The following is a 19157-nucleotide window of genomic DNA, read 5'->3' on the forward strand; positions in this document are numbered from 1 at the left end:
GCCACCGAAGGAGTCTCCATGACCCGTGCCCTCGTCATCGGCGCCGGAGTGATAGGCGCCGCCACCGCCCACCGCCTGGCCGAGGCAGGTGTCAGCGTCACCGTGCTCGACGCCGGCGGCCGCACACCGGGCACCTCCAGCGCCACCTTCTCCATCGACGTCACCCATCTGAAGACCCCCCACTCCTACTTCCTGCTCAACCGGCGCAGCGCCGCGCTCCACCGGGAGCTGGAGCACGAGATCCACGCGGGCACAGGAGCCGTCGGCTGGCGCCATCCCGCACCGCTCGTCCAGTGGGGCCACACCGAGGAGGAACAGCGCATCCTCCGCGCGCGTGCCGAGCGCCTCGCGGGCTGGGGGCACCCCTGCCGCACCGCCGACCCCGGCGAGCTGCGCACTCTCGCACCTGCCGTCGACCCCGCCTCCTGCCGCGCCACCGAACTCGTCGTGCACGACGACGCCGCCTGGTACGACGCCCCCCTCCTCGCGCGCACCCTCCTCGACCGGGCCGCGGCCCTGGGCGCCGACATCCGCTACGACAGTCCCGTCACCGCCCTGCTGCTGGACGGTGAGCGGGTACGCGGCGCCGAGGCACGGGGCCGGCGCTTCGAGGCCGACCACATCGTCAACTGTGCGGGCCCCGACGCCGGGCGCATCGCCGAACTGGCCGGGGTACGGCTGCCGTTGCGCCAGATCCCCGGTCTGGTGGGCGAGTCCGTCCCGCTCGCCGAGCCGCTGCGCGCCATCGTCGCGACCCCCGGCGTCGATCTGCGCCCCGCCCCGGGCAACCGGGTCTGCGCCATCTCCTGGCCGGTCGACGCACTCCTCGCCCCGACCGCGTCAACTGATGTGCCGCCCGAAGCGGACCTCCTCAGCCGGTGCGCCGCGATCCTGCCCGCCTTCCGCTCCCTGGGGGGTACCCGGATCGGTGTCCGCCCCGTTCCCGAAGACGGCCTTCCCCTGGTCGGCCCGCATCTCCAGGCTCCCGGCCTCTACACCATCACCACCCACAGCGGCGTCACCCTCGCCCCGCTCCTCGCCGCCCTCGCCGCCGAGGAACTCACCACTTCCATGCCCGAACCCACCCTGGCTCCTTACCGGCCCGACCGCGACACCTCACACCCCATCCGCGACGAAAGCCTGGCAGTGATGAGCGGGCACCGCGCTGAAGCCGGTTGAGTTCTCACGTCTGATGACGCGGAGTGCCCTGGACGGCTATCAGCCCGCGGGCCAGGTGACCGCCTGCCCCTCGGAAGACGCTGGGGTGAGGAAGCGCCGCAAAGGGCCGGGCATCCCTGTGAAGACACGCCCCTGAGGCCCAGCACAACCGTGCCCTGGCCCGGGTGCGATGACCGGGCCATGGCACGGGACACGCGGGGCACTCACGACAAGAGCTACCTCCTGGACACCGGACAGGCCGAGGCGGGGGAGCGCTTCACCGCGCTGTCGACGCTCTTCGACCCGTCGACGTTCCGGCACTTCCAGACGGTCGGGGCCGGCGAGGGGTGGCGGTGCTGGGAGGTCGGCGCGGGTGCGCCCACCGTGCCGACCTGGCCGGCCGAGCGGCCCGGCCCGACCGGGCACGTGGTGGCCACCGACATCGACACCTCCTGGATGCGGTAGGCGGCGGGCTTCGAGGTGCTGCGCCACGACGTGGCGGCCGAGGCGCCCCGGCCGGAGGGCCGTTCGACCTGATCCATGCCCGGCTCGTGCTGGTCCACGTCGCCGACCGAGACAAGGGCGTACGGTCGATGGTCAAGGCGCTGCGCCCCGGCGGGTGGCTGGTCCTGGAGGACGCCGACCCGGCGCCGCTGCAGCCGCTGATCTGCCCCGACGAGTACGGGCCCGAGCGGGCGCTGGCCAACAGGCTGCGCCGCGGCTTCCGCGCGCTGCTGCAGCAGCGCGGGGCGGACCTGGAGTACGGGCGCAAGCTGCCGCGGCTGCTGCGCGGGGCCGGGCTGGCCGACGTCGAGGCCGACGCCTACTTTCCCATCACCTCGCCCGCGTGCGCCGTGCTGGAGGAGGCCACCGTCCACCAGGTCCGCGACAAGCTCGTCGCCGAGGGGCCGGCCTGTCCGCTCGGACCGAGCCCCGCCTACCGTTAACCCGGCGCCAACCACCGGTGAACTCCGTACAACCAGCCCCGCCCTTCGACGGTCACACCAGATAACCCGCACCCGTCGACCGAGTGGGAGCCTCCGTGCCACACAGCCGCCGCATCCTGACGTACGCCATCGCAGCCGGCGCTGTGGCCACCGCCGGGTTGGTGTTCCCGTCCGGCGCCACCGCTGCCGCGCCCCGTAGCGCCACGAGCGACTTCGACGGCGACGGCTACGCGGACCTCGCCGTCGGTGTCCCGGACGGGACCGTCGGCGGCCAGGCCAAGGCCGGGTATGTGAACGTCGTCTGGGGCGGTCCGAAGGGCGTCGGCGCCTACGGAAGCATCCGTGTCACCCAGGCCACTCCCGAGGTTCCCGGCACCCCGGAGGCGGGCGACCGCTTCGGCGCATCCGTGGTCCTGGTGGACCTCAACGGCGACGGCATCGCGGAACTGCTCGCCGGTGTCCCCGGCGAGGACGTCACCGACCGCGGTACGGACGCAGGCATGGTCATCGCCATAGGCGGCTCGACGGACGAGCCGGGACCGGGGGCGACGGTCCTGACCGGGCCGTCGCCGTCGGCCGCGTACGGCAAATCGGTCGCGGCAGCCGAGCTGACCGGCGACGACAACAAGGAGATCGTGATCGGCGGCACGGACAAGGTCCTCGCTCGTGTCATCCAGGGTGAAGACAGCATGATCACCACTGTCGTCGCCGTCCCCATGGGCGGCCGCGCCCCCGTCCTGACTACTGGCGACTTCGACAGCGACGGCACGGCGGACCTGGCCGTGGCGTACTGGACCGCGGGCAACCCCAACACGCAGTCTCACGTGCGCCTGTGGAAGTGGGACGCCGACCGGTCCGAGATGGCCAACTTCTGGAACACGGACAACGCCGGCGTGACCGCCCTGGCCGCCGGCGACTTCGACGGCGACGGCCACGACGACCTGGCCCTCGGCGAGTGCCGTGAGATCGCCGACGAGAACATCGACGACCCGTGCGGCCCCGAAAAACTCGCCAAGGGCGGCGGCATCCACCTCCACTACGGAAGCCCCACGAGCGGCTCGTTCGGCAGCCGCGCCCAGACTCTCAACCAGGACACGGCGGGTGTCCCGGGCGTGGCCGAGGACGGCGACCGCTTCGGCGCCGCCCTCGCGGTCGCCGACGTCAACCGCGACGGCCGCGACGACCTGATCGCGGGCGCTCCTGGTGAGGCCATCGGAAGCAGAGCGGGGGCGGGCGCCGCCTGGCTGCTCTCCGGCAGCGCTCAGGGCCTGCTCGACGCAGGCGGCGCTGCCACATCCGTCTCCTGGAACCAGGACACGCCCGGTGTCCCGGGCGTCGCCGAGGCGGGCGACACCTTCGGCGCGGCGGTCGCCTCGGGTGACTGCAACGCCGACGGTGTACCGGATGTCACGGTCGGATCCCCCGGCGAGAACGCCTCCCTGGGCGCCGCATGGCTCTTCCGCAGCGGCTCGGCCGGCGGCTCGGCGGCCCTCTCGCCCCGCACGCTCGGCCTCCCGTACCTGTCCACCGCTCAGAAGTACGGCAAGCCGCTGAGCAGCCGCTGAGTGCGCCCTACGGTCGTTGTACCCACCCCCACAGCGTCGGCTCGCCCGCCGGGCGACGGGCCGACACCTCCCTGCCCGGAGCACTCGATGGACGCCTCGACAGCTACCCAACGCGGAGGCGGTGGCAGACCGCGCTCCGCGGTCTGCCCGTGAGTTCCTTCGTTGAGGCCGAGGTCAGCCGCACGAGGCCCCCTTCGTGATCGCTGCCGACCTTCTTCCCCGGCGCCCCGCCCCCAGCTCCACGTGATCGCGGCTGCGTTCCCATCACCGCCTCAGCCAGTGCGGTTGATCATGCAGCTTGCGATGAGCCGGCCCTGACCGTTCGGAGACGGCGGGTCACCCGCGTCTTTGCCGTCGGCGAACTATCCGGGCCCGGATACTTCGGCCGGAACGCCCGCATCGAGGCCCGAACCCTGGTGTTGTCTCCTGGTTCTCGCGCCAGTGCAACCAGGCGAGTGCGAGATGGCAGAGCGGGGCCTGTCGGTGCCGGCGGTGGAGTGGATCAGGATGCTCGCCGGCCACGCGCCGGAGGACGTTGAGGTGGCGGCATGGATTTCTGATCCGAGGCCCGGCGGCGGTCTATCGCCTCCGCGTCCAGTGCTTGATCATGTCAACGTCAACCGCGCGGGGGCACTCGGCCTTGGCGTAGCCCTTGAGCCATGCGCTGGTGCTGATGCTCCCGTTGTCGCAGTAGGCATTGACCCGGACGTACCAACCCGGGCATTTGGCGTGCGCGCGGCCTGCACCGGTGGGCCCCGCATGGTCCTTCCACACGCTGCACCGCGCCTTTGCAGCGGGCTCTGCCAGCGTCCGTGGGCAGTTCGCGCCCCACGAGCTCGAGTGCGGCAAAGTAGGACGACAGTAGAACGTCGCGTTTCCCTGGCGGTTGCCCGCACCGCACCCCGGAGGTGCACCACCGCGACCAACGGAAGGCGGTGCGGAGTGCGGCACCGGATGACCGACCCTTGCCCGTCCAGCCATTGGCATGACAGGACGGGCGCTGGGCGTGGCGCGACAGGCCAGGCGCGAGGGCGGGGCTCCTCCTCACGGCCGTGCCACTCCGCTGTGGCCATCGGCGATGTCAGCGGCTCCGCAGATGCGCAGCATGGTGGCGAGGTGCATGCGGACCGCGTCCAGGTAGTCGACGATGTCGACACGCTCGTCCGGCATCGTGTTGTAGCGTCCGCCCGGACCGCAGACGACACCGGACATGCCGGCCGAGTGCATCAGATGTCCCGCGTCGCTGCCGTAGAAGCAGTAGGGCGCCAGCGGGCCGTTGGCCTGATCGGTTCCGCGTACCTCGTGGTGGGCGGCGGCGACGGCGCGGACCACCGCTGAGTCCAGGTCGGCGGCGAAGGGCGGGAAGTCGGGCTTTCCGGATTCCGGGCCGTGCCGCCCGACCTCGGCTCCGAGGCCGGGGAAGCGGGGGAGCAGCTCGGTCTCGATCAGGCTTCGGATGTCCCCCAGGACATCCTCCGGGTTCTGGCTGGGAGCGAACCGGGCGGCCCCCGACAGGCGTACGATGTCGGCCACTTGAGGGGGCCTGGTCTCATTGAACTCCCGGGACAGGGCGCCGCGGATCACACCGACGTTGGCCCGGTTCACCGAGCGATGCTCGGCGTTCGCCGCGCCGCCGAACGTCATGGCGTTGATCCGGGGTATCAGTTCGCAGGCGGCCATGATGGCGTCCACCGCCTCCTCCCGCTTGGACAGGTGGCGGGTGGCACCGGTGAGTTCGACGCTGAAGTCCACCGAACCGGCGTGCAGGGTCAGGGCGTTGAGATCCGTCGGCTCGCAGTTGACGAAGTGGTCGGCCCTCAGTCCCTCGTCGATGAGCTTCAGCGTTCCGACGCCGCCTTGGAGCTCGCCCACGACGAAGGTCAGGACGACATCGCCGCGCAGCCGTGTCCCGTGGGCCAGGAGCGTCTCCACGGCGGCGAGGTATGAGGCACACCCCGCCTTCATGTTCGACACGCCCAGCCCGTACACGAAGCGGTCGTCGGTCACCCCGCCCCAGGGGTCGACGGTCCAGCCCTCCGTGAGCGGGTTGGTGTCCAGGTGTCCGTTGAACATCAGGCTTTCCCCGCCGCCGGTCCCGCGCAGCCGTCCGACCGCGTTGAAGCGGCCGGGGGAGACCGGGATCAACTCTGTTTCCAGGCCCGTGTCGCGCATGCGGTCCACCAGGCGCCGGGCGAGTTCGCCTTCCCCCGGTGTCTCGGTTCGGCTGTCGACTTGGATCATGTCCCGCAGCAGGTCGAGGGCGCCGTGCGGGTCGGGGTGGAGGGTGCTGCTCATGGTGTGACGGGGTGTCCTTCGTTGCGGGGGATGGTGGAACGGGGGGTGTGCCGACTGTCAGCGGAGCGGCTCCAGGCGGCGGCCGGCCCGGAGTCCGGTCGGCATGCCGGCCCGGACCGCTTCGCGGCCCGCGATCAGCACGGTGTGCACACCGGTCGGCGGCACGACCGGGGTGCGGTACGTGGCCAGGTCGGCGACCATGGCCGGGTCGAGGAGCACCAGGTCGGCGAAGGCTCCGGGGACGACGCGGCCGCGCCCGCCGAGGCCGAACGCGTCGGCGGCGCGGGAGGTCATGGCGGCCACCGCCTCGGGGAGCGTCAGCAGGCGCTCCTCCCGGACGTACCGGCCGAGGACCCGCGGGAAGGTGCCGTACGCCCGCGGATGCGGATGGCCGCCGAACCCGGGCGGAGCGGCGTCCGTGCCGATGGTGGTGTGCGGGTGGCGCAGCGCCGCGGCCACGTCCGACGGATCCATGCACTCCACGATCATGTTGGCGCGGTTGCGCTCGCCGGCCACTACGCGGACCAGCGCTTCGAAGGGATCGCAGTCCAGGCGGTCGGCGACCTCCGGCAGCGGCAGTCCGTCGTGGGTTCCCGAGGCCGTGCTGGCGACCGTGATCCCCTCGTACCCAACGGCGTCGACGTGGTTGTCCCAGTCGTCCTCGCCGCCCTCGACCGCGGCGCGGATCGCCGCCCGCCCGGCCGGGTCCGCCAGCCGGGCGAGGAGTCCTTCAGTGCCGCCCTCGTGGGCCCAGGGCGGCAGGGCGGCGGAGAGCATGGTGGAGGACGCGATGTACGGATACACGTCCTGGCCCACGCGGAGGCCGCCGTCACGCGCCGAGTCCAGCCGCTCCAGGACGGCGGGCAGCCGTCCCCAGCGCCGCGGGCCCGACGCCTTGATATGCGAGATCTGCACTCGGCAGCCCACCGTGCGGCCAACCGTCAGCGCCTCCTCCACCGCGGTGTCGAGTCCGGCGCCCTCGCTGCGCAGATGCGTGGCGTACACGTCGTCCTCGCCGAGTTCGGCGGACACTTCCAGGAGGTGCCCGGTGTCCGCGGCGGCACCCGGTGCGTAGGCCAGTCCCGTGGACATTCCGAAACAGCCCGCCGCCAGTGCCTCGCGCAGCATCCGGCGCATGATGGCGGGATCGCCGTCGGCGGCGGTCCACAGGGTGCCGTGTCCCACGAGGGGGACATGGTTGGTGCCGTGGCCGCCCGCCTCGGCGGCCGCGAACAGCCCCTCGTGGTCGCGCCAGGAGGGCGACAGCGGTGGCCACACCTGCTCGGCGAACCCGGCGAAGGTGTGCGGGTCGCCGACCGGGGCGAGCGAGAAGCCGCAGTTGCCGACCACCTCCGTGGTCACCCCTTGGACGAGCTTGGACGGGTCGACGGTGGGGTGCAGGGGAGCGTTGTCGCTGTGAGAGTGGACGTCCACGAACCCCGGCATGAGGACCTGCCCCGGGCCGGCCCGCAGCACCCGCCGCCCGGCCGGCTCGACGCTGCCGGGCGGTTCGACGGCCTCGATCCGCTCGCCACGTACCAGCACGTCGGCGGCGAAGGGCGGCGCGCCGGTGCCGTCCACGACCGAGGCCCCGGCCACAAGCAGTTCGTTCACGCCGTGGTCACCGCCCCGGAGTCGGCGGTCTCCGCCGCCGGCTTCACCGCGCGAGGCGCGGTCTCCGGCAGGCAGAACCGGATGACCAGCAGCGATACCAACGCGATCACGGTGATGTACACGGCAGGGGACAGATTCGAACCGGTACGGGAGATCAAGAACGTCGCCACGTAGGGGGCTGTGCCACCGAACACCAGATACGACAGGTTGTAGCCGATGGACGAGGCCGTGTAGCGGACACGGGTCGGGAACATCTCCACCAGCAACACCGTCACCACCGGCCCGGTCGCGCCCGCGACGGACACGAACAGCAGCTGACCGGCGAAGGCGGGCCAGAATCCGCCGAGAGAGGAGAGCAGGAAGGCGGGCACGGCCAGGAGCGTCAGGCCGCACGCCGCGTACGTCATCAGCGGACGCCGCCCGTACCGGTCCGACAGGTGGCCGAATACCGGCACCAGAGCGATGAGCACCAGATAGGTGGCGGCCGACGACCACAGCGCGGTGGTCCGGGGAAGCCCGACGACGCTCGTCAGGTAGGTGGGCCAGTAGCTGCCGAGCACGTAGAAGGCGACCGCGTTGAACGTCACCACGCCGAACACCACGCCGATGGCCCGCCGCTGACCGTGCCACGTCGCCTTCAGCGGGGCGGACTCGACCTCGGCATCACGCCGCAGGGCCAGGAACTCGGGAGTGTCGTCGACCCGGAGCCGCAGATACAGCCCGACCAGGCCGAGCGGCAGCGCGAGCAGGAACGGGATCCGCCATCCCCACGACTGCATCGCCGTGTCGCCCAGCGCTTGCGTCAGCAGCGCGGCCAGGCCGAGACCGCACAGCGACGCCGCGTTGGTGGACACCGAGAGGACGCTGGCGTACAGCCCCCGGCGCTCGCGCGGTGCGTACTCCACCACGAAGGCGGAGGCACCCGAGTACTCGCCGCCCGCGGAAAAGCCCTGCACGAGCCGCAGGACGAGCAGGAGCACCGGGGCGAGTGTCCCGACGGACGCGTGGGTGGGCAGTACCCCGACCAGAGCGGTGGAGCCCGACATCATCAGCACCACCAGGGAGAGCGTGGCGCGCCGGCCGACTCGGTCGCCGAGCCTGCCGAGGACGATGGCGCCCACGGGGCGTATGAAGAAGGCCACGGCGAAGATGCCGAAGGTCGCCAGCAACCCCGCGGTCGGATCGTGACCGGGGAAGAACGCGGTGGCGATGACGGTGGCCTGGAAACCGTAGACACCGAAGTCGAACCACTCGACGAAGTTGCCGGCGGCTCCGGCCAGCAGGGGGCGCCGGACGCTCGGAGGCGTACCGGGCGGTGTGGAGGGGACTGAGGATGGCATGGGCGCTCCACGGTTGCCGAAGATCGGGGAGAGGGCGGGATCCCCTTCGCCGTACACCCCGTCGTGTCGCGGTCCGAAGGTTGCTCCACTTTCGGATCGACGGAAACCGTTGTCCAATTCCTCTTGGCGTGCTATCCATTCCCGAATGGGAATGGATCCGACGTTCCAGCAGCTCAGAGTGTTCCTCACCGTTGCCGAGGAACTGCATTTCGGCCGTGCCGCCGAGCGGCTGGCCATGACCCAGCCACCGGTGAGTCGGCAGGTGCGGGCGCTGGAGAAGGTCGTCGGCGTCCCCCTGTTCGACCGCACCTCGCGCCACGTCGCGCTCACCCCCGCGGGCGAGGTGCTGCACGCCGAGGCGGCCCGGACCCTGACGTCCTGGGGCCGCGCGGTCCAGGAGGCCGCCCATGTGGCCCGCGGGCTTCGCCGCGCCCTGGTGCTCGGCTGCGTCGAGGCGGTCGCCCTCGAACTGCTCCCCTCGGTCGTCAACGAGATCCGCCGCACCCATCCGCAGGACGAATGGGAACTGCGGGAGGGGGACACCTCCGACTTGCTGGCGGGGCTGCACGCCCGCGAGTTGGACTGCGCCGTGGTGCGGGGCCCGGTCGCCGCCGATGCGGAAGTCCTGGTACGGCCGTTGTTCGACGACCCGCTGGTCGTGGCGTTGCCGTCCGCGCATCCGCACGGCGGATCGCCCATCGAGTGGTCCGCCCTCGCCGAGGAGGATTTCGTGGTGTACCGGAGGGACGTCAGGCAAGGTCTGCTTCCAGTGCTCCTCGATGGCTGCGCACGGGCCGGTTTCACCCCGCGCATCCGGTACCAGGCCACCGCGACCGAACTGCTCCTCGGCCTGGTGGCGGCCGGTGACGGGGTGGCTCTGGTCTCCTCGGCGGTGGCCCGCTCCCCGCGGGCCGGTGTGCGGTTCGTTCCGCTCGCGGGTGGCGGTGCCACCTCCCCGCTGTTGTTCGTGTGGCGCCGGGGCGCCGCGGTGGGGGCCGTGAAACGGATCGGCGACATGCTGTGGCGGGCCGCGGCGGAACGTCGCGGCGCACCGCGCGATCCCGCGGTGCCGTGACCGTCGTGGCCGACGCGGACACCGGAATGCCGCCACCAGGCCGGCCAAGACCGGGATCCGTGTCGCTGCCTGTGGGATCCCCGCTGCCACTGGGCCAAGGCCATCCTCACCGCACCGTGCACCCCACGCGGGTTGCTACCCGACCGGCCAGTCCCCGGTGCGGGCGAAGAGCTCGATGTCGGCCTCGTACGGCGCGGGGTCGAGTCCCCGCGCACGCACCCACTCCGTATTGAGGTGGGTGTTCCGGTACGGATCGGCGACGTCGCCGATGATGGTGACGACGCTGCCCTGCATCCCGGCTTGGCGCATCCGTGCCACGAGGTAGCACGTTCCCCAGAAGTTGGTGCCGGTCGCCGGTCCGGCTTCGATTCCGGCAGCAGTACGAAGCCACCGCAGGGCCGCAATGGAGGCCGCGTCCGGTACCGGGATCATCAGGTCGATCACCGCTGGCAGGAAGCCGGGCTCGGTGCGTGGGCGACCGATGCCAGGTATCCGCGAGGGCATCCCCGTGGTGTAGTCGCCACACCCGCTCGCCCACGCGGGGAAGTAGGCGGAGTTCTCCGGGTCCACCACGGCCAGCCGGGTCGGATGACCGTGTCGCCGCAGGTGGCGTCCGATCGCTGCCGAGGTCGCTCCGGTTCCGGCACCAGTGACGATCCACTCCGGGATCGGGTGCGGTTCCCCGCTCATCTGATCGAAGATCTCGTCGGCGATCGTCGGCTCACCACACCCGGCCACCGCCCGCTCCGCGTCGCTGAAGTGGTCCAGGAAGTGGCCGCCGAGCTGCTCGGCCAACGCCCTCGCCTCCTCCTGCACCGCGGCGGGCGGCTGCTCACCCACCTGCCACCGTCCGCCCTCCCCCTCGATCCTGGCCAGGACGTCCGCAGAGGTCTTCGCCGGTACGACGGCGGTGAACACCAGGCCCAGCAGTCTCGCGAAGTGGGCTCCGGCGACAGCAACCGCTCCGCTCGTAGCCGCGATCACCGGCGTGTCCGACCTGATAGCGCCGCTGGCGATCGCCTCACAGAACATGGCCCGCACCAGGCGATACTTCATGCTGCCGGTGGGATGCGCGGACTCGTCCTTGATGTAGATCTCGACGTCCCGGATCGCGGGCAGCGGAAGCGGGCGCAGGGGCGTGGGTGTCAGATGCAGGCCGCCTGTCCGTACCCGCCGGATCGCGTCGGCAGCCCACGAGTTGGGGTGTTCCGTGGTCATGACCGGACCCTACTGGAGCCGCGGCACCGGGCAGGTCGCCATGCTCAGCGGTCATTGTCGACAACGAACCTGCCACTGCGCCTGCTACCACGCTTCGGCTCGGCCATATTGCTTGGTCGACTGGATTGGATGGCACGGCGGCTGGCTTCGGTGAGAACGGTCATGTGGGGGTCACTGTCTGTCACGCCAACAGGACGCGTTTGCACAGGAGTTGGAAGCCTGCGCGGCCGAACATCTGGCGCTTGAGCATCTTGATCCGGCTGGGCGTACTTGGATATTGCGACGAGGAGGCAAGGTGCCGTGCCAGGCATCGCAGGCCCGCGAAGCCCGGAGAGACATCCCCTGACGGTTCGGGCAGCGTGTGTGGGGTCGGGAAGCGGGGACTGCCCGGCTCCTTCGCGCGTTGCGGAGGACGATCTGACCGTTTGATGTGTGACACGACGGCGGTGCTGTCGTCGGGGGAAGTGAGCAACCCATGGCCGTGGTGGGACTGTTCTGGATCGCCGAGGGCGACGTGTACGTGGGCGCGAAGCCGTCCGGTCTGGCTCCCGGGGTACGCCTGGATCTCGAGCCGCCGGATCCTGTCCGTCCTCGCCATGTTCCTCGGAGCCCTCGCCGACGCACTGCTCTTCCTGCACAACGGCCCCTCCTGCGCTCTCGGACCGGCCCTGCTCCTGCTCGCCGTCACCGCCTTCGCTACCCACCGGCTCTCGGTCGCCGACGCCGCCTGGATCCGTCCAGGCGGTGCGGGGTGATTTTCCTTCTTCCGGGTGGTCTTTCCCCGGCTGTGCCGCCGTGCGTGCGTCTGGCCCCGGAAACTCTGACGGACAGGGGTGGCAAGCTGAGGAGGGGAAATGACGGGCAACACGGTTCTGTTCGCGGTCCGGGAGCATCCCGGGGGTGACACGGCCGGGGCTGAGCAGCTGCGCAGGATCCGTGAGGCGGTCGAGGCCGCCGGGTTCGCGGTGCGGTGGGCCGGTACCGGCCCCGAGGCCCGGACGGTGCTGCGCACCGAGGCCGGTCTGGCAGCGGCGTTGGTGGACTGGGAGCTTGATCCGGACGGCAGGCCGGACGGCGAGCCGGGCGGTGCCGCGGTGCTGTGCGACGTCGGACGGCGGTTCCAGGGTCTGCCGGCTTTCCTCATCGCGGCCGACGAGGGCTTCGAGGACCTGCCGCTGTGGGTGTCGGAGACCGTGGTCGGGTACGTCTGGCCGGAGGAGGACACCGCCGCTTTCATCGCCGGACGGATTTGCAGCGCTGCCCGCGCCTACCGCGAGGCCGTTCTGCCGCCGTTCTTCAAGGCGCTGCGCCACTTCGACGATACGCACGAGTACTCCTGGCACACTCCGGCCCATGCCGGCGGCGTCGCGTTTCTGAAGTCACCGGTGGGCCGGGCCTTCCACGACTACTTCGGGGAGCGGCTGTTCCGCAGCGATCTGTCCATCTCGGTCGAGGCGCTCGGCTCCCTTTTCGAGCACACGGGGCCCATCGGCGAGGCGGAGCGGAACGCCGCCCGGGTCTTCGGCGCCGACCTCACGTACTTCGTCCTCCACGGCGATTCGACCTGCGATCGCCTGGTTGGCCACTTCAGCGTGACCCGTGACGAGATCGCCCTCGTGGACCGGAACTGTCACAAGTCGGTGCTGCACGGCCTGGTCATCTCCGGCTCGCGGCCGGTGTATCTGATCCCTACGCGCAATGGCTACGGTCTCTCCGGGCCGCTGCCCCCGGGCGAGATCCAGGCGGATACCGTGACCGCCCGCATCGGGGGAAACCCGCTGGCGCGCGACGCGCTCTCCCCCCGGGCCCAGTACGCGGTCTTCACCAACTCCACCTACGACGGCCTGTGTTACGACGCGGTTCAGGTCGCCCGAGGATTCGCGGCCAGCACGCCCCGGGTTCACTTCGACGAGGCGTGGTTCGCTTATGCCCGCTTCCACCCCCTCTACGCCGGGCGCTACGGGATGTCGGTAGGGCCCGACACCTTCCCCGGCCCGCATCGGCCCACCGTCTTCGCCACCCAGTCCACCCACAAGCTGCTGGCCGCGCTGTCGCAGAGCGCCATGGTGCACATCAAGCCCGCCCCCCGAGCCCCCGTGGAGCACGACCGGTTCAATGAGGCGCTGATGATGCACGGCACCACCTCTCCGCTGTATCCGATGATCGCCTCCTTGGACGTCGCCACCGCGATGATGGACGGGCCACAAGGCCGCTGGCTGATCGACGAGGCGGTGACCGAGGCGGTCCGCTTCCGCCAGGCGGTGGTGCGGATCGGCCGTCGCATCAAGGCCGCCGGTGATCGTCCCGCCTGGTTCTTCGGGGTCTGGCAGCCGGAGACGGTGACCGATCCGTCCAGCGGTGAGCGGCTGCCTTTCGACGAGGCCCCGGCCGAGCTGCTGCGTACGGAACCGTCGTGCTGGGAGCTGGAGCCCGGGGCGGATTGGCACGGATTCCCTGGGCTCGGCCAGGGATACTGCATGCTCGATCCCCTCAAGGTGACCGTGACCTGCCCGGGGATCAACGCAACGGGTAGAATGGCCGATTGGGGCATTCCCGCCCGGGTCCTCACGTCCTATCTGGCCGCCCGGAACGTGGTGGTGGAGAAGACGGACAGTTACACCACCCTGGTCCTGTTCTCCATGGGCATCACCAAGGGCAAGTGGGGCACGCTCCTGGACGCCCTGATGGACTTCAAGTCCCTCTATGACGAGGACGCACCGCTCGACCGTGTCCTGCCCGGACTGGTCACCGCGTACCCGAACCGCTACACCGGCGGGACGCTGCGCGGGCTCTGCCAGGAGATGCACGACTATCTGCGTGCGGTGAGCCTGGTCCAGCTGCTGGACACTGCCTTCCAGGAGCTGCCGGAGCCGGTCGTCCCCCCGCAGTTCTGCTATCAGCGGCTGATCCGCGGCGGCACAGAGCGGGTGCGGCTGGCCGACGCGGCGGGCCGGGTGGCCGCGGCCATGGTCACCGTCACGCCGCCCGGTATCCCGGTGCTGATGCCCGGCGAGGGCATCGGCACCGTGAACGGTCCGCTGCTGCGCTATTTGACCGCCCTTGAATCGTTCGACCGATCTTTTCCCGGGTTCCGCAGCGAGACCCACGGGGTGACCATCGACTCCGAAACCGGCGACTATCTGATCGAGTGTCTGTCTCGGGGGGAGGAAGCCCACCACGGTGCCCTGGGCGAGCCGCGCAAGATTGTCGTTCCGGCCCCAGCCACGGCGGACCCGGCCACGGCCCTCGCCGATGACGCCGTGCCCCCAGAAGCGGAAGCCCTGTCCTGAGAGCGCCTCCTCCGACGACGTCGGCCCCTTCAACTGCGGATGCCAGCCCGCGTCCACCGCCGCAGGCGACGGGCGTGCCGCACGAGCAGGTCCGTGGCCAGCTCGGGCTGGGGCGCGCTTCTTGACCTACACGATCCTCTGGGACGAGGGCTGTGGGTGTCGAGTATTACATCCGAGCTGGTCATGCAGCATGTTCGTAGGTGTGGAGAACTGGCGCCAGTCCTCGCATCGGTGCATCGGACTGCGCAGTGCGGCGCGGTCGCGAGCATCGGCACGTGGCTTCGCGGCGGTGGACTTGGAGGCGGCTTGCAGCATGTCCAATGTGGTGGGGCGGCGGTAGCGTTTGTAGCAGCGCAGGGTGGTGGCGAGGCCGAGGAACGCCAGGTAGTTGCGGGGATCGTGTTCGTAGCGGGCGCTGAGTCGGTGGTAGTCGGCCGGCCACGAGTGCGCTCGATGACCCAGCGCTCCTGCCAGGAACCGTATCAACGCGGCGCATCGTCCATTCCTGCAACAGGAGATGCATGAAGAGCCGTGAAATGCGGAGGGATGGTGACCATGTGGTTGCTGTGGCTGTTTCTACTGGCAGGTCCCGTCATCATCGGGATCGGTATCCGCGAGGCCGCGCTCCAACGCCGCCTCCTGCGTGAAGGGGTCCGCACCGATGGCCTGGTGGTCCGCCACCGCATCAAGCACACCGTAGGAAAGAAGCCCATTTACTTCGCGGTGGTCAGCTTCGGTGATGCACAGGGCAATCAGCACGAGTTCGAGTCCAACCTTTCCGGAGTCGAGGGTCTGCCCGTGAGTGGTCGGGCCCCGGTGCTCTACCTCCCCGGGGTCCCGAAGAGCGCACGACTCGACGTCTCCTCGAAACGGATCGGGGGCGTCGTGCTTGCTTTCGCGATCGGCATTGTGTGGACGGCCGTCCCGATCTGGTTGCTCTCCGGCGGCCGGTAGGCAGCTGGTGGTGCGTTGTACGTGCTGTGAAGCGCCGGTGGTGTGAGAAGTGAAGTTGCCCCTCAAGTTGCCTCTCGGGTTGCTCCTCGAGTCGCCCTTCAGTTTGCCTCGGGCTCCGAGTACGAGAGGATGACACTGCAGGTCAGGGCCCGTGGTCAAGGGGTACCGGCCTCGCCGACCGCTTCTCACAAGTACCCCCGTACTTCTGAGAAGTACCTCCCATACCGACCACGCCCGATACAGGAGTGCTCCTCAATGCCGACCAGGTCTGATCAGAACCTGTCGCATCTCGGATGTTGGGCGGGCACCCTCCTGGTGGGCCTGCTGGTCTCGTCCTGGGCGCCCGTGCGCGGCGGGTGCTTCTCGATGGGGTCGGCGTCGTTGCCTACGTCAGCGGAGAGGCGTTGTGGATCGCCATCTTGAGAGGGGCCTGATCTACCGGGCCTGTGCTCCGGTTGACGGGCCGCCCCGGTAGGTGCGGATCCTGCGGCGGTCCAGCGGCCGGCGCTACTGGATCGCTGGGGCGGCCACGGGCAAAGCGGGAGCGCGACATCGCTGTCGGCCAGCTGCACGGGTACCCGGTCGGCCGGGGCGGCGCCGGGCGGCGCACCGGGTACGTCCATGTCTCCACCCACGAGTGGTTCATCGGCTTGGTGGACCAAGCGCTGCGCGGGCACCCGTACATCGTGGCCGCATCGAACGTCGGACAGGGTGCGCGGCGCGGCGGCACGCTGCGGCTGCGGCCGGAGCTCTCGCTGGGCGCGGTGCGCGCGGTGCATGAGGTCGTGGCCGCGCTGGAGGCAGCGGGCCTGGACGGTGGAACCGTCGCTCGAGGCCGTCGACGAACTGCGCGTGCGCTACCAGGGACAGCTGTACTGTCTGGCGATCTACCACTCCTCAGGCGAGAGGTGGATCTGTGAGCGGGGCCGGAGCCATCTCGGCGAGCACCAGGACGACCGGACGTGCGGCGTCTGGTCGGATGGGTGTGGGCGGATCTCCAGGTCAACCGGCAGCAGTTCAGCCCGCACGCGCAGCTGACCGTAGGCGTTCCGCAGCGTCATGCACGCGTCCACGCAGACGTTCGCCGGGACACGACCGTCAACGAGGGCCACCCACAGATACGGCAGCACCAGTTCCGCCAGCTGGTCCGGCTTCGCGTGCTGCAGCATCCGCGCCGTATGGTCCAGACTCCCCGGCAGCGGCAACCTGCCATCCGGCAATGCGGGAACCGCGGTACGCGGACGCGGTACCGGGGAACGGGCCGGGACCCGCTTCTGTGGCGTTCGGTGCTTCCTGCCCCGCTTCTGCTTCGACATGAGCAGAGCCTAAAGATCCCATCGCGCTTCGCGACAGACCGCATTCACAGCGTCACCGGCGCTGCCCGCTTTCCGGGATCAGGAGGCCCGGCTCGCGGGTACGGTACGCGGCAGGTCACCGGATTGTGACTGTCCCTCAACGGAACTCCGGGGGACAGGTGGTGTGAGCTGCTTCCGGGAGGGTGCGGGTGATCCGGTCGCGCATCGGCTTTAGCTCCTGGCCTTGGTAGGTGTCGGGAATCTGGCCTTTCCGCCGGGGGACGAGCAGCAGGAGATGGTCCCCGTCGGCGTATGCCTCGGCGGGGTCCGCGACGGCGGGGTCAGCGAGGTCGAACCGTGCCGAGGCAGGGCCTGTGCTGGGCTTGAACCACCGGTCCACGGACATGGTTACCTGTATCCGGCCCCGGCCTGTGGGGCGCACCGCGGTGAGGTCGCCCTCCACTACGGCATGCGCGCAGGCGAGAGCCTGCGGGAACGTCTGTCCTCGTCCCGTGGTGTCGGGGTCGGTCCCGGAGCCGCCGTCGGCAGTGACCGTTACGGTCACGACGATGACGGCGGCGCAGACGGCTGCCGCTACGGCGAGTGCCGCCCGGACACGCCGCTGTCCGCGCGGGGGGAGAGCCGCCGCCGGGACGGTGCGGACCGATGCCGCGGGGTCCGGACGCCCGGCCTCGTCCCCGATCAGCGCAAACGCCCGTCGCAGCCGGGTCTCCTCAGTCTCGGTCGGTTCGGTCACCGTGGATCACCTCCGTCTCGCGTAGCCGGGTCCGCAGCGCGGCCACGGCCGTGTGCAGGCGGCTTTTGACCGTGCCCTCGGGGATGCCGAGCAGCGTTGCGATGTCACGCACCGGAAGATCGGCGTAGTAGCGCAACGTCAGTACCTGACGCTGGTGAGGGGGCAGGGAGCCGAGTCCATCGGCCACCGCGAGGGCCAGCGCGCGGTCCTCATCGATATGTTCCGCGACGGGCTGCTGCGCCCAGCGGGCGGCGAGCCGGGCACGCAGCCCGTCGTCGCGCGCACCGGCCCGGTGCCAGTCCGTGGCGACACGGGTGGCGACGACGCTGCTCCACGCGGAGGTGTCGCGGACCGCCGCGCGGTCCGGATCGGCGTGTTGTTCCAGCAGCTTCAGCCGTACCTCCTGCACCCCGTCGTCGAGGTCGCCCCACGGCACGCCGCCCAGGGCCAGGATCGCGCGCACGCGCGAGACATCCACGTCGGTCTTGTCGGGCGTACGGGCGTCGGGCGTGTGTCTGTCAGGCCCGCGAGGGTCAGCGGCATCCGCGCGGCGCCCGATACGGCGTAGCGTGCGGCGGCGTCCGGTCATGGGTTCCCTCCCTGTCCCTCCTAGGACGGGGGAGCATCCGGAAACGTTCGGCTGTGCCGGGCGATGAGCGGCCTTCCCGGAGAGCAGGGCCTTTACGGGAAGGCTCCTCTGCCCCGCGCCTGGGGCGCGGGACAGAGCGGCGGCGGCCTTGCGGATCAGGCGCAGTTGTCGCGTGGTCGCGCGGGGCCGAACGTCTCCGGCTCATGGGGCTGAGCCGCGTTCAGTTCCTGGACCAGGGTGGCCTCTTCGCGGCCGGCCAACTGGTCCTCCAGTCCGGCATCGTCCCCAGCCTTCAGTTTCGCGCTACGGGCCTGTGCGGCCGTGCGAGGGCGACCTTCCAACTCGCCCTGGCCTATGACGCCTGCGTCGAACGGCACTTCCGAGCCCTCGCCGAGGCCCTGCCACCGGGCGGGTTCCGGGTCGTCCCCGGGGGAACAAGTGGCCGCCTCCCACCTGATCGCCATGACGTACCGGTGACCCGGCTCGACCCGCGGCTGGTCGAGTGCCATCTTCGTGCGGTTCCCGGTGTCTCCGTCCTGGAACTGCCAGCCCATGGCGCTGTACTCCCAGGTGTCCGGCGCCGGGCGGGGCGCGTCGGGCCGGGACCACAGCACCTTGTCGACCGTCAGGGCAACGGTACGGCCGACGGTGCCCTCCCCGCGCTCCACCTCCTGTTGGGTGGGCGCGATCTCCTTCTCCCTGGTGGCCGAGACGACAAGGACATGGTCGGCGTAGGTCACCCAGTCCGAGGCCGTACGGTTCGGCAAGTGGTCGGCGCCCTGGCCGACGATGACGTCCTCGGTGCGCGCAGTCGCCTCGTCGCGGTCAGAGACGGCCAGGCCCGTGCCCAGGGCGACGTTTGCGGCAGCGGCTAGGGTCTGTTGCGAAAGTGCTGGTCACAGCCACTCGTTGAGGACTGCGACCAGCACGGTGGCTTCGTAGCGGACGGCGAGTTTGTCGTATCTCGTGGCGACCGCGCGGTGTCGCTTGAGTCGGTTGATCCCGCACTCGACCGCGTGCCGATGCTTGTAGTCGGCCTTGTCGAACGTCGGTGGCCGTC

14 protein-coding genes and 2 pseudogenes are annotated in these 19157 nt (G+C 70.5%); 7 read left to right on the plus strand and 9 right to left on the minus strand.

The window, feature by feature from the left end; all coding sequences use genetic code 11:
* Positions 1 to 18: 18 nt before the first annotated feature.
* The 3 genes and pseudogenes from J5X86_RS44465 to J5X86_RS44475 all read left to right on the plus strand — a co-directional run bounded on the left by J5X86_RS44465 (position 19) and on the right by J5X86_RS44475 (position 3670).
* Positions 19 to 1179 carry an FAD-binding oxidoreductase gene (locus tag J5X86_RS44465; protein ID WP_208522303.1) on the plus strand — a complete coding sequence of 387 codons (1161 nt, stop codon included), beginning with the start codon at positions 19 to 21 and terminating at the stop codon, positions 1177 to 1179.
* 180 nt (positions 1180 to 1359) lie between these two features.
* Positions 1360 to 2072 (plus strand): annotated as a pseudogene (locus J5X86_RS44470) (methyltransferase domain-containing protein); the annotation flags it as partial.
* Between the two features lie 128 nt (positions 2073 to 2200).
* Positions 2201 to 3670: an FG-GAP repeat protein gene (locus J5X86_RS44475; protein ID WP_308124920.1), complete on the plus strand. Its 1470-nt coding sequence runs from the start codon at positions 2201 to 2203 to the stop codon at positions 3668 to 3670.
* A 1044-nt stretch (positions 3671 to 4714) separates the two neighbouring features.
* Here J5X86_RS44475 and J5X86_RS44480 read toward each other — a convergent pair.
* The 3 genes from J5X86_RS44480 to J5X86_RS44490 are packed head-to-tail and all read right to left on the minus strand — an operon-like array spanning position 4715 to position 8919.
* Complete coding sequence (locus J5X86_RS44480) at positions 4715 to 5965, minus strand: M20 family metallopeptidase (RefSeq protein WP_208522304.1); 1251 nt, start codon at positions 5963 to 5965, stop codon at positions 4715 to 4717.
* 57 nt (positions 5966 to 6022) lie between these two features.
* Positions 6023 to 7579, minus strand: a complete 1557-nt coding sequence (locus J5X86_RS44485) for an amidohydrolase family protein (RefSeq protein ID WP_208522305.1) — start codon at positions 7577 to 7579, stop codon at positions 6023 to 6025.
* Positions 7576 to 8919 (minus strand): MFS transporter, encoded by a 1344-nt coding sequence (locus tag J5X86_RS44490; protein ID WP_208522306.1) that lies wholly within the window; start codon positions 8917 to 8919, stop codon positions 7576 to 7578. The genes J5X86_RS44485 and J5X86_RS44490 overlap by 4 nt, the downstream gene beginning before the upstream one ends.
* Positions 8920 to 9064: 145 nt before the next feature.
* On the opposite strand from J5X86_RS44490, the gene J5X86_RS44495 reads away from it, so the two are divergent.
* On the plus strand, positions 9065 to 9994 hold the full coding sequence (locus tag J5X86_RS44495; RefSeq protein ID WP_208522307.1) for a LysR family transcriptional regulator: 930 nt from the start codon (positions 9065 to 9067) through the stop codon (positions 9992 to 9994).
* 135 nt (positions 9995 to 10129) lie between these two features.
* Here the strand turns inward: J5X86_RS44495 and J5X86_RS44500 are convergent, their stop codons facing one another.
* Positions 10130 to 11212, minus strand: a complete 1083-nt coding sequence (locus J5X86_RS44500; RefSeq protein WP_208522308.1) for a PLP-dependent cysteine synthase family protein — start codon at positions 11210 to 11212, stop codon at positions 10130 to 10132.
* Positions 11213 to 11808: 596 nt separating this feature from the next.
* Here J5X86_RS44500 and J5X86_RS44505 point away from each other — a divergent pair.
* Positions 11809 to 11967 carry a hypothetical protein gene (locus J5X86_RS44505; RefSeq protein WP_208522309.1) on the plus strand — a complete coding sequence of 53 codons (159 nt, stop codon included), beginning with the start codon at positions 11809 to 11811 and terminating at the stop codon, positions 11965 to 11967.
* A gap of 99 nt (positions 11968 to 12066) precedes the next feature.
* Positions 12067 to 14502, plus strand: a complete 2436-nt coding sequence (locus J5X86_RS44510) for an Orn/Lys/Arg decarboxylase N-terminal domain-containing protein (protein ID WP_208522310.1) — start codon at positions 12067 to 12069, stop codon at positions 14500 to 14502.
* Positions 14503 to 14823: 321 nt separating this feature from the next.
* Here J5X86_RS44510 and J5X86_RS51460 read toward each other — a convergent pair.
* Positions 14824 to 14955 (minus strand): annotated as a pseudogene (locus tag J5X86_RS51460) (IS5/IS1182 family transposase); the annotation flags it as partial.
* A gap of 93 nt (positions 14956 to 15048) precedes the next feature.
* Here J5X86_RS51460 and J5X86_RS44515 point away from each other — a divergent pair.
* On the plus strand, positions 15049 to 15456 hold the full coding sequence (locus tag J5X86_RS44515) for a DUF3592 domain-containing protein (protein ID WP_208522311.1): 408 nt from the start codon (positions 15049 to 15051) through the stop codon (positions 15454 to 15456).
* 887 nt (positions 15457 to 16343) lie between these two features.
* Here J5X86_RS44515 and J5X86_RS44520 read toward each other — a convergent pair.
* The 4 genes from J5X86_RS44520 to J5X86_RS44535 all read right to left on the minus strand — a co-directional run bounded on the left by J5X86_RS44520 (position 16344) and on the right by J5X86_RS44535 (position 18864).
* The gene (locus J5X86_RS44520; protein ID WP_208522312.1) at positions 16344 to 16625 is read right to left on the minus strand and encodes a hypothetical protein; all 282 of its coding nucleotides are present in this window, start codon (positions 16623 to 16625) and stop codon (positions 16344 to 16346) included.
* 283 nt (positions 16626 to 16908) lie between these two features.
* Positions 16909 to 17508: a hypothetical protein gene (locus J5X86_RS44525; protein WP_208522313.1), complete on the minus strand. Its 600-nt coding sequence runs from the start codon at positions 17506 to 17508 to the stop codon at positions 16909 to 16911.
* The gene (locus tag J5X86_RS44530; protein ID WP_208522314.1) at positions 17486 to 18097 is read right to left on the minus strand and encodes an RNA polymerase sigma factor; all 612 of its coding nucleotides are present in this window, start codon (positions 18095 to 18097) and stop codon (positions 17486 to 17488) included. Before J5X86_RS44530 ends, J5X86_RS44525 begins: the two co-directional genes overlap by 23 nt.
* 155 nt (positions 18098 to 18252) lie before the next feature.
* The gene (locus J5X86_RS44535) at positions 18253 to 18864 is read right to left on the minus strand and encodes a hypothetical protein (RefSeq protein WP_243983082.1); all 612 of its coding nucleotides are present in this window, start codon (positions 18862 to 18864) and stop codon (positions 18253 to 18255) included.
* Positions 18865 to 19157: the final 293 nt, after the last annotated feature.

Source organism: Streptomyces sp. NEAU-YJ-81 (assembly GCF_017592595.1).
Taxonomy (GTDB): domain Bacteria; phylum Actinomycetota; class Actinomycetes; order Streptomycetales; family Streptomycetaceae; genus Streptomyces; species Streptomyces hygroscopicus_B.

Bases quoted from the DNA above. Each gene is read 5' to 3' on its own strand.
- J5X86_RS44465 (WP_208522303.1), top strand. From the start codon at position 19: ATGACCCGTGCCCTCGTCATCGGCGCCGGAGTGATAGGCGCCGCCACC.
- J5X86_RS44480 (WP_208522304.1), bottom strand. From the start codon at position 5,965: ATGAGCAGCACCCTCCACCCCGACCCGCACGGCGCCCTCGACCTGCTG.
- J5X86_RS44490 (WP_208522306.1), bottom strand. From the start codon at position 8,919: ATGCCATCCTCAGTCCCCTCCACACCGCCCGGTACGCCTCCGAGCGTC.
- J5X86_RS44495 (WP_208522307.1), top strand. From the start codon at position 9,065: ATGGGAATGGATCCGACGTTCCAGCAGCTCAGAGTGTTCCTCACCGTT.
- J5X86_RS44500 (WP_208522308.1), bottom strand. From the start codon at position 11,212: ATGACCACGGAACACCCCAACTCGTGGGCTGCCGACGCGATCCGGCGG.
- J5X86_RS44505 (WP_208522309.1), top strand. From the start codon at position 11,809: ATGTTCCTCGGAGCCCTCGCCGACGCACTGCTCTTCCTGCACAACGGC.
- J5X86_RS44510 (WP_208522310.1), top strand. From the start codon at position 12,067: ATGACGGGCAACACGGTTCTGTTCGCGGTCCGGGAGCATCCCGGGGGT.
- J5X86_RS44515 (WP_208522311.1), top strand. From the start codon at position 15,049: ATGGTGACCATGTGGTTGCTGTGGCTGTTTCTACTGGCAGGTCCCGTC.
- J5X86_RS44520 (WP_208522312.1), bottom strand. From the start codon at position 16,625: ATGCTGCAGCACGCGAAGCCGGACCAGCTGGCGGAACTGGTGCTGCCG.
- J5X86_RS44530 (WP_208522314.1), bottom strand. From the start codon at position 18,097: ATGACCGGACGCCGCCGCACGCTACGCCGTATCGGGCGCCGCGCGGAT.